12 protein-coding genes and 1 pseudogene are annotated in these 17,695 nt (G+C 67.4%); 4 read left to right on the forward strand and 9 right to left on the reverse strand.

Features of this window, described 5'->3' with window-relative positions:
• Positions 1-11: 11 nt before the first annotated feature.
• From QC826_RS28265 to QC826_RS28290, 6 genes are all read right to left on the reverse strand, one after another.
• Positions 12-1,601: a type II and III secretion system protein family protein gene (locus QC826_RS28265; RefSeq protein ID WP_279763386.1), complete on the reverse strand. Its 1,590-nt coding sequence runs from the start codon at positions 1,599-1,601 to the stop codon at positions 12-14.
• A complete protein-coding gene (gene cpaB / locus QC826_RS28270; RefSeq protein ID WP_279763387.1) occupies positions 1,598-2,440 on the reverse strand; it encodes a Flp pilus assembly protein CpaB in 843 nt (280 codons plus the stop codon). The genes QC826_RS28265 and cpaB overlap by 4 nt, the downstream gene beginning before the upstream one ends.
• Positions 2,437-3,816 carry an ATP-binding protein gene (locus tag QC826_RS28275; RefSeq protein ID WP_279763388.1) on the reverse strand — a complete coding sequence of 460 codons (1,380 nt, stop codon included), beginning with the start codon at positions 3,814-3,816 and terminating at the stop codon, positions 2,437-2,439. Before QC826_RS28275 ends, cpaB begins: the two co-directional genes overlap by 4 nt.
• A gap of 110 nt (positions 3,817-3,926) precedes the next feature.
• On the reverse strand, positions 3,927-4,457 hold the full coding sequence (locus QC826_RS28280; protein ID WP_279763389.1) for a prepilin peptidase: 531 nt from the start codon (positions 4,455-4,457) through the stop codon (positions 3,927-3,929).
• 63 nt (positions 4,458-4,520) lie between these two features.
• Entirely contained in the window at positions 4,521-4,700 is a 180-nt protein-coding gene (locus QC826_RS28285; RefSeq protein ID WP_279763390.1) for a Flp family type IVb pilin, read from the reverse strand.
• A gap of 594 nt (positions 4,701-5,294) precedes the next feature.
• Complete coding sequence (locus QC826_RS28290) at positions 5,295-5,474, reverse strand: Flp family type IVb pilin (RefSeq protein WP_279763391.1); 180 nt, start codon at positions 5,472-5,474, stop codon at positions 5,295-5,297.
• 522 nt (positions 5,475-5,996) lie between these two features.
• Here QC826_RS28290 and QC826_RS28295 point away from each other — a divergent pair.
• Positions 5,997-7,040, forward strand: coding sequence for a GGDEF domain-containing protein (locus QC826_RS28295; protein ID WP_279763392.1), 1,044 nt, complete (start codon positions 5,997-5,999; stop codon positions 7,038-7,040).
• Positions 7,041-7,061: 21 nt separating this feature from the next.
• Here the strand turns inward: QC826_RS28295 and QC826_RS28300 are convergent, their stop codons facing one another.
• The gene (locus tag QC826_RS28300; protein WP_279763393.1) at positions 7,062-8,282 is read right to left on the reverse strand and encodes an HD-GYP domain-containing protein; all 1,221 of its coding nucleotides are present in this window, start codon (positions 8,280-8,282) and stop codon (positions 7,062-7,064) included.
• Positions 8,283-8,422: 140 nt separating this feature from the next.
• Between QC826_RS28300 and QC826_RS28305 the strand changes: the two genes are divergently transcribed.
• A complete protein-coding gene (locus QC826_RS28305; RefSeq protein ID WP_279763394.1) occupies positions 8,423-9,358 on the forward strand; it encodes a LysR substrate-binding domain-containing protein in 936 nt (311 codons plus the stop codon).
• Between the two features lie 27 nt (positions 9,359-9,385).
• On the opposite strand, the gene QC826_RS28310 is transcribed toward QC826_RS28305, so the two are convergent.
• The gene (locus QC826_RS28310) at positions 9,386-9,910 is read right to left on the reverse strand and encodes a helix-turn-helix transcriptional regulator (protein WP_279763395.1); all 525 of its coding nucleotides are present in this window, start codon (positions 9,908-9,910) and stop codon (positions 9,386-9,388) included.
• Between the two features lie 4 nt (positions 9,911-9,914).
• The gene (locus QC826_RS28315; protein ID WP_279763396.1) at positions 9,915-10,190 is read right to left on the reverse strand and encodes a hypothetical protein; all 276 of its coding nucleotides are present in this window, start codon (positions 10,188-10,190) and stop codon (positions 9,915-9,917) included.
• Between the two features lie 373 nt (positions 10,191-10,563).
• On the opposite strand from QC826_RS28315, the pseudogene QC826_RS28320 reads away from it, so the two are divergent.
• Positions 10,564-14,161: pseudogene (locus tag QC826_RS28320) on the forward strand (indolepyruvate ferredoxin oxidoreductase family protein).
• Positions 14,162-14,351: 190 nt separating this feature from the next.
• Positions 14,352-17,657, forward strand: coding sequence for a fused isobutyryl-CoA mutase/GTPase IcmF (gene icmF, locus QC826_RS28325; RefSeq protein WP_279763397.1), 3,306 nt, complete (start codon positions 14,352-14,354; stop codon positions 17,655-17,657).
• The last annotated feature ends 38 nt before the right edge of the window (positions 17,658-17,695 follow it).

Below are 17,695 nucleotides of genomic sequence, written 5' to 3' on the forward strand. Positions count from 1 at the left end.
CGGCGCCGGCCTCACTTCAATTCGAATCCCTGCGCCGCCGTCGGCTGGACGGCCGGCGCCGGCGGTGCCGCCGGCCCCTCCAGGCGGCCGCCGAGGAACAAGCGGGCCCGCGAGGGCGCCGCCACGCTGTCGGTCGGCAGCGCGTAGTTGGGCGGCAGCGGCTTGACCAGGTGGGCGGTGACGACGAACAGCAGCTCGCTGCGGTCCTGCTGGAAGTCGCTGCTGCGGAACAGCGCGCCGAGCACCGGCAGCTCGCCCAGCAGCGGCAGGGCGCGGATGTTGCTGACCTGGTTGTTCTTGATCAGGCCGCCGATGGCGAAGCTCTGGCCGTCGAACAGCTGCACCGTGGTGGCGGCGCGCCGCGTGGTGATCAGCGGCAGCACGGCGGCGCCGGTGAAGCCGGCCGCCGAGATGCCGACGCCCTCGCGCGACAGCTCGGACACCTCGGGCGCCACCTTCAGGTTGATGCGCCCGCCGGACAGCACGGTCGGCGTGAAGCGCAGGCCGACGCCGAACTCCTTCTCCTCCAGCGTGACCTTGTTGTTGTCCTGCGCCACCGGGATGAAGATCTTGCCGCCGGCCAGGAAGCTGCCCTCCTGGCCGCTGACCGCCATCACCGTCGGCTCGGCCAGGATGCGCACCAGGCCGTCCTGCTTCTCCGCCGCGAGGCCGCCGTGGTTGCCGCCGGCCCTGCCGAGGCCGGCCGCGCTGTGCATCGTGCCGGTGAAGAAGTTGCTCAACAACGTGGCGACAAAACTGCCCGAGGCGAAGCGCAGCGTGGCGTTGCCCTCGAGCTTGTCGAGCAGGCTCTTCGACACCTCGGCGATCTTCACCTCCAGCATCACCTGCTGCGGCGCGCTGACGCTGAGCAGGTTGATGACGCGCGCGCCGCCGGCCGTGGCCGGCGCCGCCTCGGCCTTGTCGCCGTCCTTGCCGTCCCTGCCCTCCCTGCCCTCCCTGCCCAGCTGCAGCGCCTTGGCCGGCCGCCGCACGAAGGCGCCGGCCAGCTCGAGCGCGTGGGCGACGGCGCCGGCGTCGGCCACGCTGCCGCTCAGCACCAGCGTGTCGGCCGCCGCGCTGACGCGGATGTTCCTCTCCTCCGGCAGCAGCGCCGCCAGCGCCGCCTGCAGGCCGGCGCCGTCCATCGCCACCGTCACCTCGACCACGCTGCACTGGCCGTTGCGGCCCTGCACGATCAGGTTGGTGCTGCCGACGTCGGCCCCCACCAGATACAAGGTGTCCGGCGCCACCAGCATGGCCTGCAGCACCTCGGGGTTGCCGACGCTGCGGCTGAGCACGGTGTCGGGCAGGCGCATCAGCGTCGACTTGCCCAGCGCCAGCGCCAGGCTGCCGGGCGCGGCCGCCTGGCCGGCGCAGCGCGGGCCGCTGGCGGCGCTCGGCGCCGGCCGGCCGGCGCCCTGCGCGGCCGCCGTTTGGGCCGCCCCGGGGGCCGCCCCGTCCGGCGCCGCCGCCCGCGCCACGGCCGAGGCCTGCTGCGGCGCGGTGGACACGGCGGCGCCCAGCGCCGGCCACGACAGCAGGCACAGCGCCGCGCCGGCCAGCCGGGCGGCGCGCCGCGCCGGCGTGCGCGGCGCGCTCACAGGCACTCCCGCGCGCTGCGCATGCCGTCGATCACGGCGATGCAGTGGCGCGCCGGCGCGGCGGCGGCGTGGACCAGCCGCGGCGGCGGCGGCGGCGCAGGCGCCGCTGCCGGCGCCTCGGCCGGCGCCTCCGCGCGCAGACCCAGCAGGCTGCCCTTGGTGGCGCCGCCGGTCACGCCGGGGCGCGGGTCGATCTGGTTGCGCAGCGCCAGCGACAGCGTGCCGACGCTGCGCGCCAGGTCGAGCTTCTCGGCCTGCTCCGGCGTCACCTCCAGCGTCACGGCGTTGACCACGCGCGGCTTGGTGTCGTCGCGGCTGACCTCCTGCGCCACCGCCAGCACCAGCATGCGTTCGAGCACAATCTTCGAGATCGGCTGGTCGCGCCCGCCCCCCGCCGCCTCGCTCTGGGTGTGCACGATGACGTCGACGAAATTGCCCGGCAGGGCGAAGCCGGCCACCCCCACCACGTCGTTGACGCGCACCGTGATGGCGCGCCGGCCCTCGCTGATCAGGGCCGACAGGCCGCCCAGCGTGCCGACCGGCGCCAGCTTGGCCTCGGTCAGCGGCTCGCCGCGCAGCACGCTGCTCTTGAGCACCCGGCCCTGCAGCTTGGCCGGCGTGAGCAGGGCGCCCGGCGGCAGGCTGTCGGCCGGCCACTCGGCCAGCTTGAGCATGTCCGGCACCAGGCGCTGGCCGAGGTTGACGTCGGCCGCCGCCACCACGATCTGTTTACCGCTGCTCGGGTTCTGCCGCAGCAGCCAGCGCGAGGCCAGCAGCACCGCGACCAGGCCGAGCAGCACGGCGCAGGCCAGCATCACCAGGGCGCGCCGGTTCTTCATTGCATGCTTTCTTGCGGCTCGGCCTCGGCCGGCGCGGCGTCGACGGCGAACATGCTGGACCAGGCCTGGTCCAGCGCCGCCATGCTCAGCTGCGGCGCCACGCCGGCGAAGCCGGCGAAGTCGGCGATGCGGCCGACGATCTCGCCGGGCAGGCTGGCCAGCAGGGCGCGCCCGCTGCCGCCGTGCAACTGGCCGATCAAATAGCCCAGCGCCGTCTCGTCGCAGGCCAGGCCGGCCTGGCGGCAGTGGCGGCGGAACAACGTGCGGTAGCTGGCCTCGGCCAGCGCGCCCACCTCGATCTTGTAGCCCAGCCGGCGCAGCGCCGCAGCGTCCAGCAGCGCCGCCGGCGCCAGGCTGGTGGCCAGCACCAGCGCCACGTCGAGCGGCACGGCGAACTGGTGGCCGCCCTGCAGCGACAACTGGTCCCGGCCCTGGTCGAGCGCCTCGCTGAGACGGCGCAACAGGTCGGCGGCGGCGACGCGCTGGCGCCCAAGGTCGTCGATCAGCAGGATGCCGTGGTTGGCCTTCCATTGCGGCGGCGCGCGGTAGCAGCCGCTGTAGCCGTCGCGCTGCAGCTCGAGCATCTCGATGCCCAGCTCGGCGCCCAGCGCCACCAGCGGGCGCTGGCACAGGGTCCAGCGCGGGTCGCTGCCGCGCCGCTCGCTGGCCAGGCGCACCAGCTGGGCGTGGCGCGGCCCCGGCGGCAGGTGCTGCGCCGGGTCGTGCAGCGCGACGATCTCCTGGCCGACCACGATGGCGTAGGGCAGCGCGACCAGGCCTTCGACCAGCTCGCCGAGCTTGCGCGCCAGCGCCGTCTTGCCGCTGCCGGGCGGCCCGTACAACAGGATCGAGCGGCGCGCGTACATGGCGGCGCCGAGCCGCTCGCGCAACGCCGGCGCCAGGCCGTCGTTGGCGAACACGGCGGCCAGGTCGTCCTGCGTAACGCGCGGCGCCTGTTCGGCCTGGCGCGCCACCATCGCGCGGTAGGCCTCCAGCGTCACCGGCGCCGGCCCGACGTAGGGACAGCGCTCCAGATAGCCGGCGGCGCGCTGCTTGCCGGCCGTGGTCAACTGGTACTGCACGTCGATGTCGGAGTCGCCGCGCCAAGCCACCTCGGCCAGCTGTTCGGCGAGCATGAAGTCGAGCACCTCGCGCAGCACGTTGATCGATAGGCGCAGCTTGCCGGTGAGCAGCGCCAGGTGGCTCTTGCCGCCGACCAGGATGGTCTTAGCCAGCAGCTCGACCAGCAGTTGCAGCTCGAGCCCGGTGTCGCGCACCGACTTCGGCGGCAGCGGCAGCGGCGGCAGGGCGTCCGGGTCGCGCGCGGCGGCCGCTTCCGGCGGCGTGCCGGACAGGGTGGATTCAAGCTCTAGCATGATTGCTCCCGGGTCGTTCCTGAGGCCGATTTGTTTCGCTCAGGAATAGATCTTATCGGTCGGTTTCTCAGCGGATATTGATAAGCAACAAAGTGCACCCGGTGCCGGGCTCAGTGGTGTGTCCACGCCACAAAGCAGACGGTGCCCAGCGCGATCGCCACGCCGTAGGGCATGCCGCCGACGCTGGCGCCGGGCGCCAGGCGTATGTTGCGCAAGGGCACGCCCAGCAGGCGCATCACCACCGGCTTGCCCATGGCCCACAGATTGCCCAAGCCGTCGCTGCAGCGGCCGCTGAACACCAAGATGCCCAGTGCCATCAGGCCGCCGAACAAACAGGTCAGCAAGGCGATATAGCAGACCGCCCACGGTCCGGCGAAAGCGCCCACCATCGCCATCAACTTGACATCGCCGGCGGCCATGCCGCGCATCAGGTACAACGGTAGAAACAAAAAAAAACCGGCCAAGGTGCCGGCGAGCCATTGCGTCGCCGGCGCCCAGTTAGGCCCGGCCAGCAGATGTAAAATTAAGGCCAGCGCCAGGCCGCTGAGCACCAGCACGTTGGGAATCTTGCGCACCGCCAGATCGGTCACCGCGGCCTGCGCGACAAGGCACAGCAAAATCACTTCAATTGCGTTCATCATGCTGATCTCCTACTCTTCAAGGCCGACCTTCCGGCTATCCGCATGGCGGAAGGCCGAGCCGGTTCAGGGCGCGGTCAAGGTGGTGGAGATAGTGCCGAACTTGTCTATCAGCGCCTGCTTCACCGGACCAAGGGCGGCCGCGATGGCTGCAGCCATCAGCGCCGCGATCAAGCCATACTCGATGGCGGTGATCCCATCTTCATCGCGGCCAAACTCTTTTGCAGCTGCTATCAGTGCATTCATAACAAACTCCCAAGAAGGTGTGATCGGAAAATCGCCGCTCGGTACGCTCCCTCGAGTACGGGACGGCAACCCTGCTGCTGCCTGGCTCACAAAGCTTTTGTTGCGCCATTGAAACTACTATAGAGCCCAGGAAAATATCGAAATTGATTCTGCGCAATTTTTTTGAAAATTGTTTCCGTTGGGAATTATGCATCGCCGAGCACCAGTCTCCCCGTTGCGATATACCTGCCCGCTGCAGCCTGCTTCGCGCCACGGCGAATGCAAGCGACGTGGCGGCACACCGCCACGAGACGGGTGTTGCTTGGCCTGAAGTGGAGCGTGTTCCGCTCGAAGCCGAACCGGGCGTACCCATCGACCAGCAAAGTGCAGGAGCGGGCGAGATGACGGGCGCGGTCAGCAGATGAGGTGGCGAAGCAGGCGGCGAACCGCACTGCAACGGTATGGTGGGGTTCCTTCTAATACATGAATTGCTGAACAATTAGTGCGTCCATGGCGATCATGGACGCGCCGATCACGTTCATCATGGTATCGGCCTCTGCCAGCATGCCCTCCGGCGCGGCTTACGCCGGAGGGCCAACCGGGAACACCGCGTGTTCAAGGAGCGGTTAAGGTCGTGGCGATGGTGCCAAATTTGGTCCCCAGCGCCGTCTTCACCGGGCCGAGCGCGGCCGCGATGGCGGCCGCCATCAGCGCCGCGATCAAACCGTACTCGATGGCGGTGATGCCCTCTTCATCGCGGCCAAACTCTTTTGCTGCTGCAATCAGTGCGTTCATGACAGACTCCTAATAAGTAATTGAAAGACAACTCAGTGGAATACTCTGGCTTTCCCCCTGGCGCGCCACACAAACCCTGCCGCCGCCTGGCTTGCATCGCTATCGCTGCGCCATTGAATCCACTATAAGGTCTGCCGAGAAACTGAAATTGACGTTGCGCAAGTTTTCCACACGGAACCATTTTTGGCAGAATGCGCCAAACTCGCGCCGCGCGCAGACAGCGCCGCTGGCTTATGTCAAACTGCGTCGCTTGCTTGGCGGGTACGCTCGATTGGGCCGCCTGTTGCGCCTGGCTTGTGGCAAAAATGGGCGTGGCAACGACTGAAATGTTTTTTTTTGCACACATGAATTGCCTATAATGCAAAAAGCCATTATCCTACTTGACTGTTCTTTGGAAAGGCCCCGTGCAATGCTTCACAGTGCGCCTTACCATCACCGGTAAAACAGCGGGCAATAGGGTGATAGGCGTGAACGGAACGTGGCTCGGCACAATGCTTGTGTGATTTTTTTCCAGAGAAGAAAATGGATTCCCTACTGAAACACATGGTGGACATGACCGGCCACCGCGATCACACGATGCTCGATATCTCGGTGATCTCGGCGGTGCAGGAGCTTGCCCATGCCAGTCAGACGCGGGTGCTCAGCCTGGCCATGGTGCGCGGCAAGATGTTCGTGCGTCCGCGCGCCATCATCACGGCCGGCCAGCCGGCCCGCATGGAGGAGAATCCCGATCCGGCCAGCCCCGGCGAGCCGATCAGCAACTTCCCCGCCCTGGCCGCCTGCATCGCCCGCCACGAGACCAGCGCCGACGTCGCCAACGCGGCCGGCGAGCACACCCTGTGGCTGCCCATCTGGCTCGGCGACAAGGCCGACACCTGCCTCGAGATCGTCAACCCGACGCCCTACACCAGCGACACCATCCACGTCATCGGCGGCATCGTCAGCGTCTACCGCAACTTCCAGAACCTGCTCGACTACAGCGAGCGCGACTCGCTCACCGGCCTGCTCAACCGCAAGACCTTCGACGACCAGCTGGCCAAGATGCTCGCCGCCAGCACCGAGCAGGACGCCCTGAACCTGCCCGGCGAGCCGGAGCGGCGCCACCATTCCGACCAGGAGAAGCAGTGGCTGGCGGTGGTCGACGTCGACCACTTCAAGCTGGTCAACGACAAGTTCGGCCACCTGTACGGCGACGAGGTGCTGATCCTCATCGCCAACCTGCTGACCTCCTCCTTCCGCGCCCAGGACCGGGTGTTCCGCTTCGGCGGCGAGGAGTTCGTCGTGCTGCTGCGCTCGACCACGCTCAACAACGCCAAGAAGATCATCGACCGCTTCCGCATGAACGTCGAGCAGCACGACTTCCCCCAGGTCGGCCGGGTCACCGTCAGCGTCGGCTTCGTCAGCATCAGCGCCTTCGAGGCGCCGGTGATCATCCTCGGCCGCGCCGACCAGGCGCTGTACTACGCCAAGAGCCACGGCCGCAACCTGGCCTGCCACTACGACGAGCTGGTCTCCGGCGGCCAGCTGCGCACCGTCGAGTCGAACGACACCGCCGAATTCTTCTAAGCGGGGGGGAAGACGCCGGCCTCAGGCCAGCGTCAGGAAGCGCATCGGGTCGACGTTCCACTTGGCGGCCGACTCGTGGCCGACGATCTTGTCGCCGCCGCCGAAGCCCAGCCCGCGCGACAGGTCGACCGTCTCCGGCTTGATGTAGAGGTTCTGCTTGGTGTTGAAGAACACGTTGACCTTGGGCGCCAGCAGATTGGTCTCGTGCGGCTCGACCACCACGCCGAGCCGGCCCGACTCCAGCATCACCATCGTGCCGACCGGATAGATGCCGACGCAGCGCATGAACTCCTGCGCGTAGTGGGGGTTGAAGTGGAACTTGCTCCACTCGTAGATCTTGCGCAGCGCCGCCGCCGCCGACATGCCCTTGTGGTAGCAGCGGTCGGCCGTGATGGCGTCGTAGACGTCGACAATCGCCGCCATCTGCGCCAATTCGCTGATAGCGTCGCCGGCCAGCTTGTCCGGATAGCCGCTGCCGTCGCGCCGCTCGTGGTGGTGCAGGGTGATGTCGAGCGGGATGGCGCCGACCTCGGGCGACTTCAGCAGGATGGCGTGGCCGTCCTGCGGATGGCGCTTGATGACGGCGAACTCCTCGTCCGTCAGCGGCCCCGGCTTGTTGAGGATGGCGTCCGGCACCAGCGCCTTGCCGGTGTCGTGCAGCAGGCCGCCCAGGCCGGCCTGGTGGGTCAGCTCGGCGGCCATGCCGCGCGAGCGGCAGAACGCCACCAGCAGCGTGCACACGCTGACCGAGTGGAGGAAGGTGTAGTCGTCCTTGTTCTTGATGCGCAACAGCCCGACCAGGGCGCCGGGGTTGCGCAGGATCGATTCGGTGATGTTCTGCACCACCGGTTGCACCTGGTCGAGCTCGATCGCCTTGCCCAGCCGGGCGTCGCGCATCACCGTGCGCACCAGCGTCGCGGCCTGGTGGCGGATCTGCGTCGCGCGCGCCATCTCCTCGCCCAGCGAGACCCGGGTCACCACCACCGGCTTGGCCGCCAGCGCCGTCAGCTCGCGCTCGGTCTCCTCCTGCGCCTCGTCCAGCGTGGGCGCGTCCTGCACGTCGAGCCCCTTGCCGGCGTCGATGACGACGTCGTGGATGCCGGCGTTGACGATCTTGCGGATCTCCTCCTCGCTGCTGAGCAGGAAACGGTTGCGCACGAAGGGGTGGGTCATCCAGTCGCAACTCAAATCGTGGATGTACATGCCAACCTTCAGCTGCGACGAGTCAACTTTCTTGAGCATAGAAACACCTACGAATAAGGCTGGAACGACGGATCTTGTTAGAATGAGTATAGCAAACAGTTTCCACTAGGACTAATTTTGCTCCGTCAACAGATGTTTCCTATCCACTCTTACGCCACACCGGCCCGCCCCGCCCGCCCATGGAACTGCGCCAACTCCGCTACTTCGTCGCCATCGTCGACCACGGCTCGCTGTCGCGCGCCGCGCTGGTGCTGCACGTGGCGCAGCCGGCGCTGAGCCAGCAGCTGCGCCAGCTGGAGCAGGAGCTCGGCGCCCAGTTGCTGCACCGCTCGGCCCAGGGCGTGCTCAGCACCGACGCCGGCAAGGTCTTCTACGAGCACGCCCAGGCCATCCTCAAGCAGGTGGCCGACGCCAAGTCGGCCGTCACCCAGTCGGCCGAGCGGCCCTCGGGCGGCGTCACGCTGGGTCTGCCGCACAGCATCTCGGGCGCGCTGGCGCTGCCGCTGCTGATGGCGGCGCGCGAGCGTTACCCGGAGATCACCCTGCAGCTGACCGAGGAGTTGACCGGCAACCTGGCCGAGCAGCTCAAGTCGGGCCGCGTCAACCTCGCCGTGCTGCTCGACGACGGCCAGCTCGGCCCCTTCGCCTGCACCCCGCTGGTGGAGGAGGAGCTGCGCTACATCTGCCGCGCCGGCTCGGTCTTCGCCAGGCCGGGCGGCAGCATAGCCCTGGAGCAGGCGTTGGCGGCCACCCTGATCCTGCCCGGCCTGCAGCACGGCGTGCGCCCGCGCATCGAAAGCGTGGCCCGCGCCGCCGGCCTGTCGACCGCCAACGTCATTGAAATCAATTCCATCGCGATTTTGAAGTCGGCCCTGCTGGCCGACATGGGCGCCACCATCCTGCCGGCGGCGCCGCTGCTGGCCGAACTGGAGCGCGGCGCGCTGGTGTCGCAGGCCATCGAGCGGCCGGCCATCTCGCGCACGGTGGTGTTGTGCGCCTCGAAGAACATCCCGCTGACCAACGCGGCGGCGGCGGTCGGCCGGCTGGTGCAGCAGGTCAGCGCCGAGCTGTGCGCCGGCGGCGTGTGGCTGGGCGCGACGGCCCTGCCGGCATAGCGCGCGGCGGCCGGGCCGCCGGCGTGTTCAGGCCAGCAAGGCCCGCATTTGCCGTTGCAGCGCCGGCTCCAGCTGCGGCGCCGACCGGGCCAGATTGACTTGTTTCGCCGTCGCCGCGACCTCGGCCACGCCGGGCGCGATCTGGTAGGCGCCCTTGGCCTTCAACCAAGCCAGCACATCGGCCAGATGCCACACGGCGGCGCTGCCCTCGTGCACCGGCGGCGGGAAGCTGGCGCTGTGCTTGACCATCAGCTTGCGGATGTTCTGCCGCGTCATGCCCATGACTTCGGCCACGTCGCTCAGGCCGACGAAATCGGGCGCCGCCTCGATCAGCTTGGCCTCCGGCAGCAGCCGTTTGACGTCGCTCAGGGCGCTGATCAGGGCTTCGCCGGCGCTGGCGGCCTCGCGGGTGAATTCCATGGCGATGCGGCCCGCTTGGCCCACGCCGATGAGCGCGTCGTCGCAGCCGCCGGCGCCCAGCCGCTCGACGATGCCGTCCAGATCGTCATCGTTGGCCGACAGTTGGTACTTCAGCGTAAAGATGTAGTCCATGGCGTCACTCCACTTTTTTTAGACGAGGTGCCTTCAATTGCACCTGCTCACTACAGTTGTTAACCACCCGCAGAATCGCGCGGGCATGATTGCCGCTGTTCCTGGGCGTACTCCAAATGCTGGTGATGCAAAATTCGCCACAACGGCATTCGTCATTGTTGTAGGGGCATAAAATCCGCCCCCAGGCATGACTGCCGCCCACCTTGATCTGCCAGCCGTTGGCTTCGGCGTGCCGCAGCGCCGCCTCGATTTCCTTATTGGGGTGTGAGCTTCGTGCCATCCTTACCTCCAGCGTAGTTCATTGCTTTTCGGTTGTCAAGTGACAACCGCATTTTTCATGCTGTTGTTGCGTCCTCCACCCTCGCTAGACAGCACAATCCCGCCTTCAGTCTGCGCCGCAAAACTCGCGCAGGCCTTGCCCCAGCTCAGACATGGCCGGCTCCGCCATGGCCATCATTTTTTCTTATACCCCCATCGCCGAACGGTATTTCCGTATACGTCAACCTGGCCGTACACTGGCCGCCACAGCGGATTTTTTAAGCCTAAAATGTCTGCAACGCCGCTAAAAAAAAGCGGTCTATGGCCCTAGCCTGGCGCGCCTACCCGGCGCTCCCCAAGCCTGGGCGCGATCTGAACACCATTTGGAGACAGCCATGCCCGATACCACGGCACACGGCCCAGCAACGTCCGCCCGAGACGATGGGACCACCCCGAACCGCCTGACCAGCGTCAGCCTCGACGACAAATACACCGCCACGACCGGCGACATCTTCCTGTCCGGCATCCAGGCGCTGGTGCGCCTGCCGATGATGCAGCGCCAGCGCGACCTGGCCGCCGGCCTGAACACGGCCGGCTTCATCTCCGGCTACCGCGGCTCGCCGCTGGGCGGCCTCGACGAGACGCTGTGGAAGGCGCAGCAGCACCTGGAGCGCCACCACGTCCAGTTCGTCCCCGGCGTCAACGAGGGCCCTGGCCGCCACCGCCGTCTGGGGCTCGCAGCAGGTCGACCTGATCGGCGAGGCCAAGTACGACGGCGTCTTCGCCATGTGGTACGGCAAGCGCCGGCGTCGACCGCTGCGGCGACGTCTTCGAAGCACATGAACCACGCCGGCACGGCCAAGCTCGGCGGCGTGCTGCTGGTGGCCGGCGACGACCACGGCGCCTACTCATCGACCCTGCCGCACCAGTCCGACCACCTGTTCTCCGCCTCGATGATCCCCCTGCTCTACCCCTGCAACGTGCAGGAGTACCTCGACCTGGGCATCCACGGCTGGGCCATGTCGCGCTTCTCCGGCTGCACGGTGGCCTTCAAGGCGCTGGCCGACACGGTCGAGTCCTCCGCCTCGGTCGACGCCGACCCGTTCCGCGTCGAGGTCAAGATCCCGCAGGACTTCGTCATGCCCGAGGGCGGCCTGAACGCCCGCCTGTCGAGCATTCCGCTGGGCCAGCAGGCGCGCAACCAGGAAGCGCTGATGCAGGACTACAAGATCTACGCCGCCCTGGCCTACGCCCGCGAGAACAAGCTCAACCACACCACCATCACCAGCCCGGACGCCAAGCTCGGCATCATCGCCTCCGGCAAGTCCTACCTCGACGTGCTCGAGGCGCTCGAGGAGCTCGGCATCGACGAGGAGATGGCCGCCAAGGTCGGCCTGCGCCTGTTCAAGGTGGCCATGCCCTGGCCGCTCGAACCGGACAGCGTGCGCGAGTTCGCCCAGGGGCCTCGACGAGATCCTGGTGGTCGAGGAAAAGCGCCAGATCGTCGAATACCAGCTCAAGGAACAGCTGTACAACTGGCGCGACGACGTGCGTCCGCGCGTCATCGGCAAGTTCGACGAAAAGGGCGAGTGGGTCGCGCCGCGCGGCGAATGGCTGCTCACCTCGAAGGCCGACTTCTCCGTCTCGCAGGTGGCGCGCGTCATCGCCAGCCGCGTCAAGCGCCTGATCTCCGACCCGGTCACCTGCGACCACATCAAGGCCCGCCTGAGCTTCCTCGACGCCAAGGACGCCGTGCTGAAGAAGGCCATCAACACGCCCTTCCGGCCCGCCTTCTACTGCTCCGGCTGCCCGCACAACACCTCGACCAAGGTGCCCGAGGGCAGCCTGGCGCTGGCCGGCATCGGCTGCCACGTGATGGCCACCTCGATCTACCCCGAGTTCAACAAGCTCACCACCCACATGGGCGGCGAGGGCGCGCCGTGGATCGGCCAGGCGGCCTTCTCCAAGATCCCCCACGTGTTCCAGAACCTGGGCGACGGCACCTACTTCCACTCCGGCTACCTGGCCATCCGCGCGGCGGTGGCGGCCAAGGTCAACATGACCTACAAGATCCTCTACAACGACGCGGTGGCGATGACCGGCGGCCAACCGGTCGACGGCATCACCTCGGTGCCGATGATCGCCCAGCAGATGGCCGCCGAGGGCGTCAAGCGCATCGCCCTGGTGACCGAGGGCCTGAACCGCTACACCGACCGCTCGGCGCTGCCGGCCATCGTCAGCCTGCACGACCGCAAGGACATGGACGCGGTGCAGCGCGAGCTGCGCGAAGTCGGCGGCGTCTCCGTGCTGATCTTCGACCAGACCTGCGCCGCCGAGAAGCGCCGCCGCCGCAAAAAGGGCGAGTTCCCCGACCCGGCCAAGCGCATGGTCATCAACGAGGCCGTCTGCGAGGGTTGCGGCGACTGCGGCATCCAGTCCAACTGCACCTCTATCCTGCCGAAGGAAACCGAGTTCGGCCGCAAGCGCACCATCGACCAGTCGTCCTGCAACAAGGACTACTCCTGCGTGAAGGGTTTCTGTCCGAGCTTCGTCACGGTCGAAGGCGGCGCGCTGAAGAAGACCAGGACCGGCGTCAAGGTTGACGCCAATAAGAACAACGAGGACGACGGCTACGGCGCCCTGCCCGAGCCGGTGCTGCCGGACTGCGAGCAGCCCTACAACATCCTCATCAACGGCATCGGCGGCACCGGCGTGATCACCGTCGGCGCGCTGATGGGCATGGCCGCCCACCTCGAGGGCAAGGGCGCCTCGGTGCTGGACATGACCGGCATGTCGCAGAAGAACGGCTCGGTCACCTCGCACGTCAAGGTGGCGCGCACGCCGGCCCACCTGCGCGCGCAGCGCATCGCCACCGGCGAGGCCGACCTGGTGCTGGGCTGCGACATGCTCACCGCCGGCGCCGCCGACGCCGTCTCCAAGATGCGTCCCGGCCGCACCATGGCCGTCATCAACCTGCACGAGCAGCCGCCCGGCACCTTCGCCCAAAACGCCGACTGGCAGTACCCGGTCGACGAGGTGCGCGCGCTGATCAGCGAATCGGTCGGCGCCGCCGAGCACAACAGCGCCGACTTCATCGATGCCACCAAGCTGGCCACCGCGCTGATGGGCGACTCGATCGCCGCCAACCTGTTCATGCTCGGCTACGCCTGGCAGAAGGGCCGCATCCCGCTGACCGAGGCGGCGCTGCTGCGCGCCATCGAGTTGAACGGCGTCGGCATCGCCTCCAACAAGAAGAGCTTCCTGTGGGGCCGCCGCGCCGCCGTCGACTTCAAGCGCGTCGAGAAGATCGCCACGCCGACCCAGGCCATCGTCGTGCAGATGCCGCAAAGCCTGGAAAACGTCATCAACAAGCGCGTCGAGTTCCTCACCGCCTACCAGAACGCCGCCTACGCCGAGGGCTACGAGGCGCTGGTGGCCCAGGTGCGCGCCAAGGAGAGCGCGCTGGGACTGGGCAACAAGCTGTCGACCGCCGTCGCCAAGTACTACTTCAAGCTGATGGCCTACAAGGACGAGTACGAGGTGGCGCGCCTGTACACCGACGGCCGCTTCGTCGAGCAGCTCAAGCAGCAGTTCGAGGGCGACTTCTCGGTCAAGTTCAACCTGGCGCCGCCGCTGTTCGCCAAGAAGGACGCCAAGGGCCACCTGGTCAAGGCCGAGTTCGGCTCGTGGATGTGGCGCGCCTTCCAGCTGCTGGCCAAGGCCAAGGGCCTGCGCGGCGGCACCTTCGACATCTTCGGCTACAGCGCGGAGCGCAAGATGGAGCGCGCCCTGATCGTCGAGTACCGCCAGATGGTCGAGGGCCTGCTGGGCAAACTGACGCCGGAAAACCACAGTCAGGCGGTCGACCTGGCCAACCTGCCGGAAAAAGTGCGCGGCTTCGGCCACGTCAAGGAAAAGGCCGTCGCCAGCTTCCACGCCGAGAAGGCGCGCCTGCAGGCGGCCATCGACGGCGGCAGCCAGCACGCCGCCTGAGGCGCCAGCGCGCCCCGCACCCCGCAAAAAGGGGTCTGACCCCGCACGGGGTCAGACCCCCGCCTCCGCCCGGGGGGGTTGAGTAAAGAACAATTTCGCCGTCTGCGCTTGCCGAGTTCCTCTTGACGTTAACGTTAACGTCATATAACTTAGAATCCGCCCCAGACCGCGCACGCACAACAAGGACACCATGAACGACCTCTCCGCACCAAAAGTCGCCGCAGCGCCCGAACAGCCCAAGCTGGCCAACAAAGTCCGCTTTGTCACCGCCGCCTCGCTGTTCGACGGCCACGACGCCTCGATCAACATCATGCGCCGCATCCTGCAGTCGAACGGTGTGGAAGTGGTCCACCTGGGTCACAACCGCTCGGTCGACGAGGTCGTCACGGCGGCCCTGGCCGAGGACGTGCAGGGCATCGCCATCTCCAGCTACCAGGGCGGCCACGTCGAATACTTCAAGTACATGATCGACCTGCTGCGCCAGCGCGGCGGCGCCCACATCAAGGTGTTCGGCGGCGGCGGCGGCGTCATCGTCCCCGACGAGATCGCCGACCTGCATGCCTACGGCGTGACCAAGATCTTCAGCCCCGAGGACGGCCAGCGCATGGGCCTGGTGGGCATGATCCAATGGATGGTGCAGCAATGCGACATCGACCTGTCGCAGTATTCGCCGACCACGCTGGCGCCTCTGCTTCCCTGCGCCGGCGACGGCGCGGCCGACATCGCCGAGCGCCACCGCCCGCTGGCCCAGCTGATCACCGCGCTGGAGAACGACAAGGCCACGCCCGCGCTGCGCGCCGAGCTGCTCGCAGCGGCCGCCGGCCTGGCCGTGCCGACCCTGGGCATCACCGGCACCGGCGGCGCCGGCAAGTCCTCGCTGACCGATGAACTGATCCGCCGCATCCGCCTCGACCAGGGCGACACCATCGACATCGCCATCATCTCGATCGACCCGTCGCGGCGCAAGTCCGGCGGCGCGCTGCTGGGCGACCGCATCCGCATGAACGCCATCAACCCGTGGAACGGCAAGGCCAGCGTGTTCATGCGCTCGCTGGCCACGCGCGAAGCCGGCTCGGAGATCTCGCAGGCGCTGCCCGACGTGATCGCCGCCTGCAAGGTGGCCGGCTTCAAGCTGGTGATCGTCGAAACCTCCGGCATCGGCCAGGGCGACGCCGCCATCGTGCCGCACGTCGACGTCTCGATGTACGTGATGACGCCGGAATTCGGCGCCGCCTCGCAGCTCGAGAAGATCGACATGCTCGACTTCGCCGACTTCATCGCCATCAACAAGTTCGACCGCAAAGGCTCGCTCGACGCGCTGCGCGACGTCGCCAAGCAGTACCAGCGCAACCGCGAGCTGTGGAGCAAGCGGCCCGACGAGATGCCGGTCTTCGGCACCCAGGCGTCGCGCTTCAACGACGACGGCGTCACCGCGCTGTACCAGGGCCTGCTGCCCAAGCTGGCCCAGTTCGGCCTGCCCGCCAAGGCCGGCAAGCTGCCCACCGTCGACGTCAAATACTCCAGCGGCAAGCACGTCATCGTGCCGCCGGCGCGCGCCCGCTACCTGGCCGAGATCGCCGACACCGTGCGCGGCTACCACAAGTTCACCCGCAAGCAGGTGGTGCTGGCGCGCGAACGCCAGCAACTGTCCGAAGCCAAGCGCATGCTGGTCCTGGCGCAGAAGCACGCCGACTTCGACGACCTGATCACCGAGCGCGACGCCGCCATGGACGGCGGCGCCAAGAAGCTGCTGGCGCAATGGCCGGACATGCAGGCCGCCTACGCCGGCGACGACTACGTGGTCAAGATCCGCGACAAGGAAATCCGCACCCGCCTGGTCCAGCACACCCTGTCCGGCACCAAGATCCGCAAGGTCGCCCTGCCGCGCTACGAGGACCACGGCGAGATCCTGCGCTTCCTGATGCTGGAGAACGTGCCCGGCTCCTTCCCCTTCACCGCCGGCGTGTTCGCCTTCAAGCGCGAGGGCGAGGGCCCGACCCGCATGTTCGCCGGCGAAGGCGACGCCTTCCGCACCAACCGCCGCTTCAAGCTGGTCTCCACCGGCATGGACGCCAAGCGCCTGTCGACCGCCTTCGACTCGGTCACCCTGTACGGCGCCGACCCGGCGCTGCGGCCCGACATCTACGGCAAGGTCGGCAACTCCGGCGTCTCCATCGCCACGCTCGACGACATGAAGGTGCTGTACGACGGCTTCAACCTGTGCAGCCCGAGCACCTCCGTCTCGATGACCATCAACGGCCCGGCGCCGACGATTTTGGCGATGTTCATGAACACCGCCATCGACCAGCAGGTCGACAAGTTCGCCGAAGAGAACAAGCGCCAGCCGAGCGCCGACGAGGCGGCCAAGATCCGCGCCTGGGTGCTGCAGAACGTGCGCGGCACCGTGCAGGCCGACATCCTCAAGGAAGACCAGGGGCAGAACACCTGCATCTTCTCGACCGAGTTCTCGCTGAAGGTGATGGGCGACATCCAGGAATACTTCGTCCACCACGAGGTGCGCAACTTCTACTCCGTGTCGATCTCCGGCTACCACATCGCCGAGGCGGGCGCCAACCCGATCTCGCAACTGGCCTTCACGCTGTCGAACGGCTTCACCTTCGTCGAAGCCTACCTGGCGCGCGGCATGCACATCGACGACTTCGCGCCGAATTTGTCGTTCTTCTTCTCCAACGGCATGGACCCGGAATACACGGTGCTGGGCCGCGTCGCCCGCCGCCTGTGGGCCGTGGCCATGCGCGACAAATACGGCGCCAACGACCGCAGCCAGAAGCTCAAGTACCACATCCAAACCTCCGGCCGCTCGCTGCACGCGCAGGAGATCGACTTCAACGACATCCGCACCACGCTGCAGGCGCTGATCGCCATCTACGACAACTGCAACTCGCTGCACACCAACGCCTACGACGAGGCGATCACCACGCCGACCGACGAGTCGGTGCGCCGCGCGCTGGCGATCCAATTGATCATCAACCGCGAATGGGGCCTGGCCAAGAACGAGAACCCGAACCAGGGTTCCTTCATCATGGACGAGCTGACCGACCTGGTGGAGGAGGCGGTGCTGCAGGAGTTCGAACGCATCGCCGAACGTGGCGGCGTGCTCGGCGCGATGGAGACCGGCTACCAGCGCGGCAAGATCCAGGAAGAGTCGATGCTGTACGAGCACCAGAAGCACGACGGCACCCTGCCCATCATCGGCGTCAACACCTTCCGCAACCCGAAGGCCAACGACACGCCGCAGAAGATCGAACTGGCCCGTTCCACCGACGACGAGAAGCAGTCGCAGCTGACCCGCCTCGACGCCTTCCACGCCCGCAACGCGGCCGAGGCGCCGCAGGTGCTGGCCGCGCTGCAGCAGGCCGCGATCGACAACGCCAACGTGTTCGAGAAGTTGATGGACGCCGTGCGCGTCTGCTCGCTGGGGCAGATCACCACGGCGCTGTTCGAGGTTGGCGGCCAGTACCGCCGCAACATGTAAAGTTCTGCGCGCCTGCTACGATGCCCGTTTCCCGTCGC

Origin of the sequence: Rugamonas sp. DEMB1 (genome assembly GCF_029834475.1) — a bacterium.
In the GTDB taxonomy this organism is placed as follows: Bacteria; Pseudomonadota; Gammaproteobacteria; order Burkholderiales; family Burkholderiaceae_D; genus Rugamonas; species Rugamonas rubra.

Coding starts and splice junctions, on each gene's coding strand:
- QC826_RS28310 (WP_279763395.1), bottom strand. CDS start 9,910: ATGGACTACATCTTTACGCTGAAGTACCAACTGTCGGCCAACGATGAC.
- QC826_RS28305 (WP_279763394.1), top strand. CDS start 8,423: ATGGAACTGCGCCAACTCCGCTACTTCGTCGCCATCGTCGACCACGGC.
- QC826_RS28290 (WP_279763391.1), bottom strand. CDS start 5,474: ATGAACGCACTGATTGCAGCAGCAAAAGAGTTTGGCCGCGATGAAGAG.
- icmF (WP_279763397.1), top strand. CDS start 14,352: ATGAACGACCTCTCCGCACCAAAAGTCGCCGCAGCGCCCGAACAGCCC.
- QC826_RS28285 (WP_279763390.1), bottom strand. CDS start 4,700: ATGAATGCACTGATAGCAGCTGCAAAAGAGTTTGGCCGCGATGAAGAT.
- QC826_RS28280 (WP_279763389.1), bottom strand. CDS start 4,457: ATGATGAACGCAATTGAAGTGATTTTGCTGTGCCTTGTCGCGCAGGCC.
- QC826_RS28300 (WP_279763393.1), bottom strand. CDS start 8,282: ATGCTCAAGAAAGTTGACTCGTCGCAGCTGAAGGTTGGCATGTACATC.
- cpaB (WP_279763387.1), bottom strand. CDS start 2,440: ATGAAGAACCGGCGCGCCCTGGTGATGCTGGCCTGCGCCGTGCTGCTC.
- QC826_RS28295 (WP_279763392.1), top strand. CDS start 5,997: ATGGATTCCCTACTGAAACACATGGTGGACATGACCGGCCACCGCGAT.
- QC826_RS28315 (WP_279763396.1), bottom strand. CDS start 10,190: ATGGCACGAAGCTCACACCCCAATAAGGAAATCGAGGCGGCGCTGCGG.
- QC826_RS28275 (WP_279763388.1), bottom strand. CDS start 3,816: ATGCTAGAGCTTGAATCCACCCTGTCCGGCACGCCGCCGGAAGCGGCC.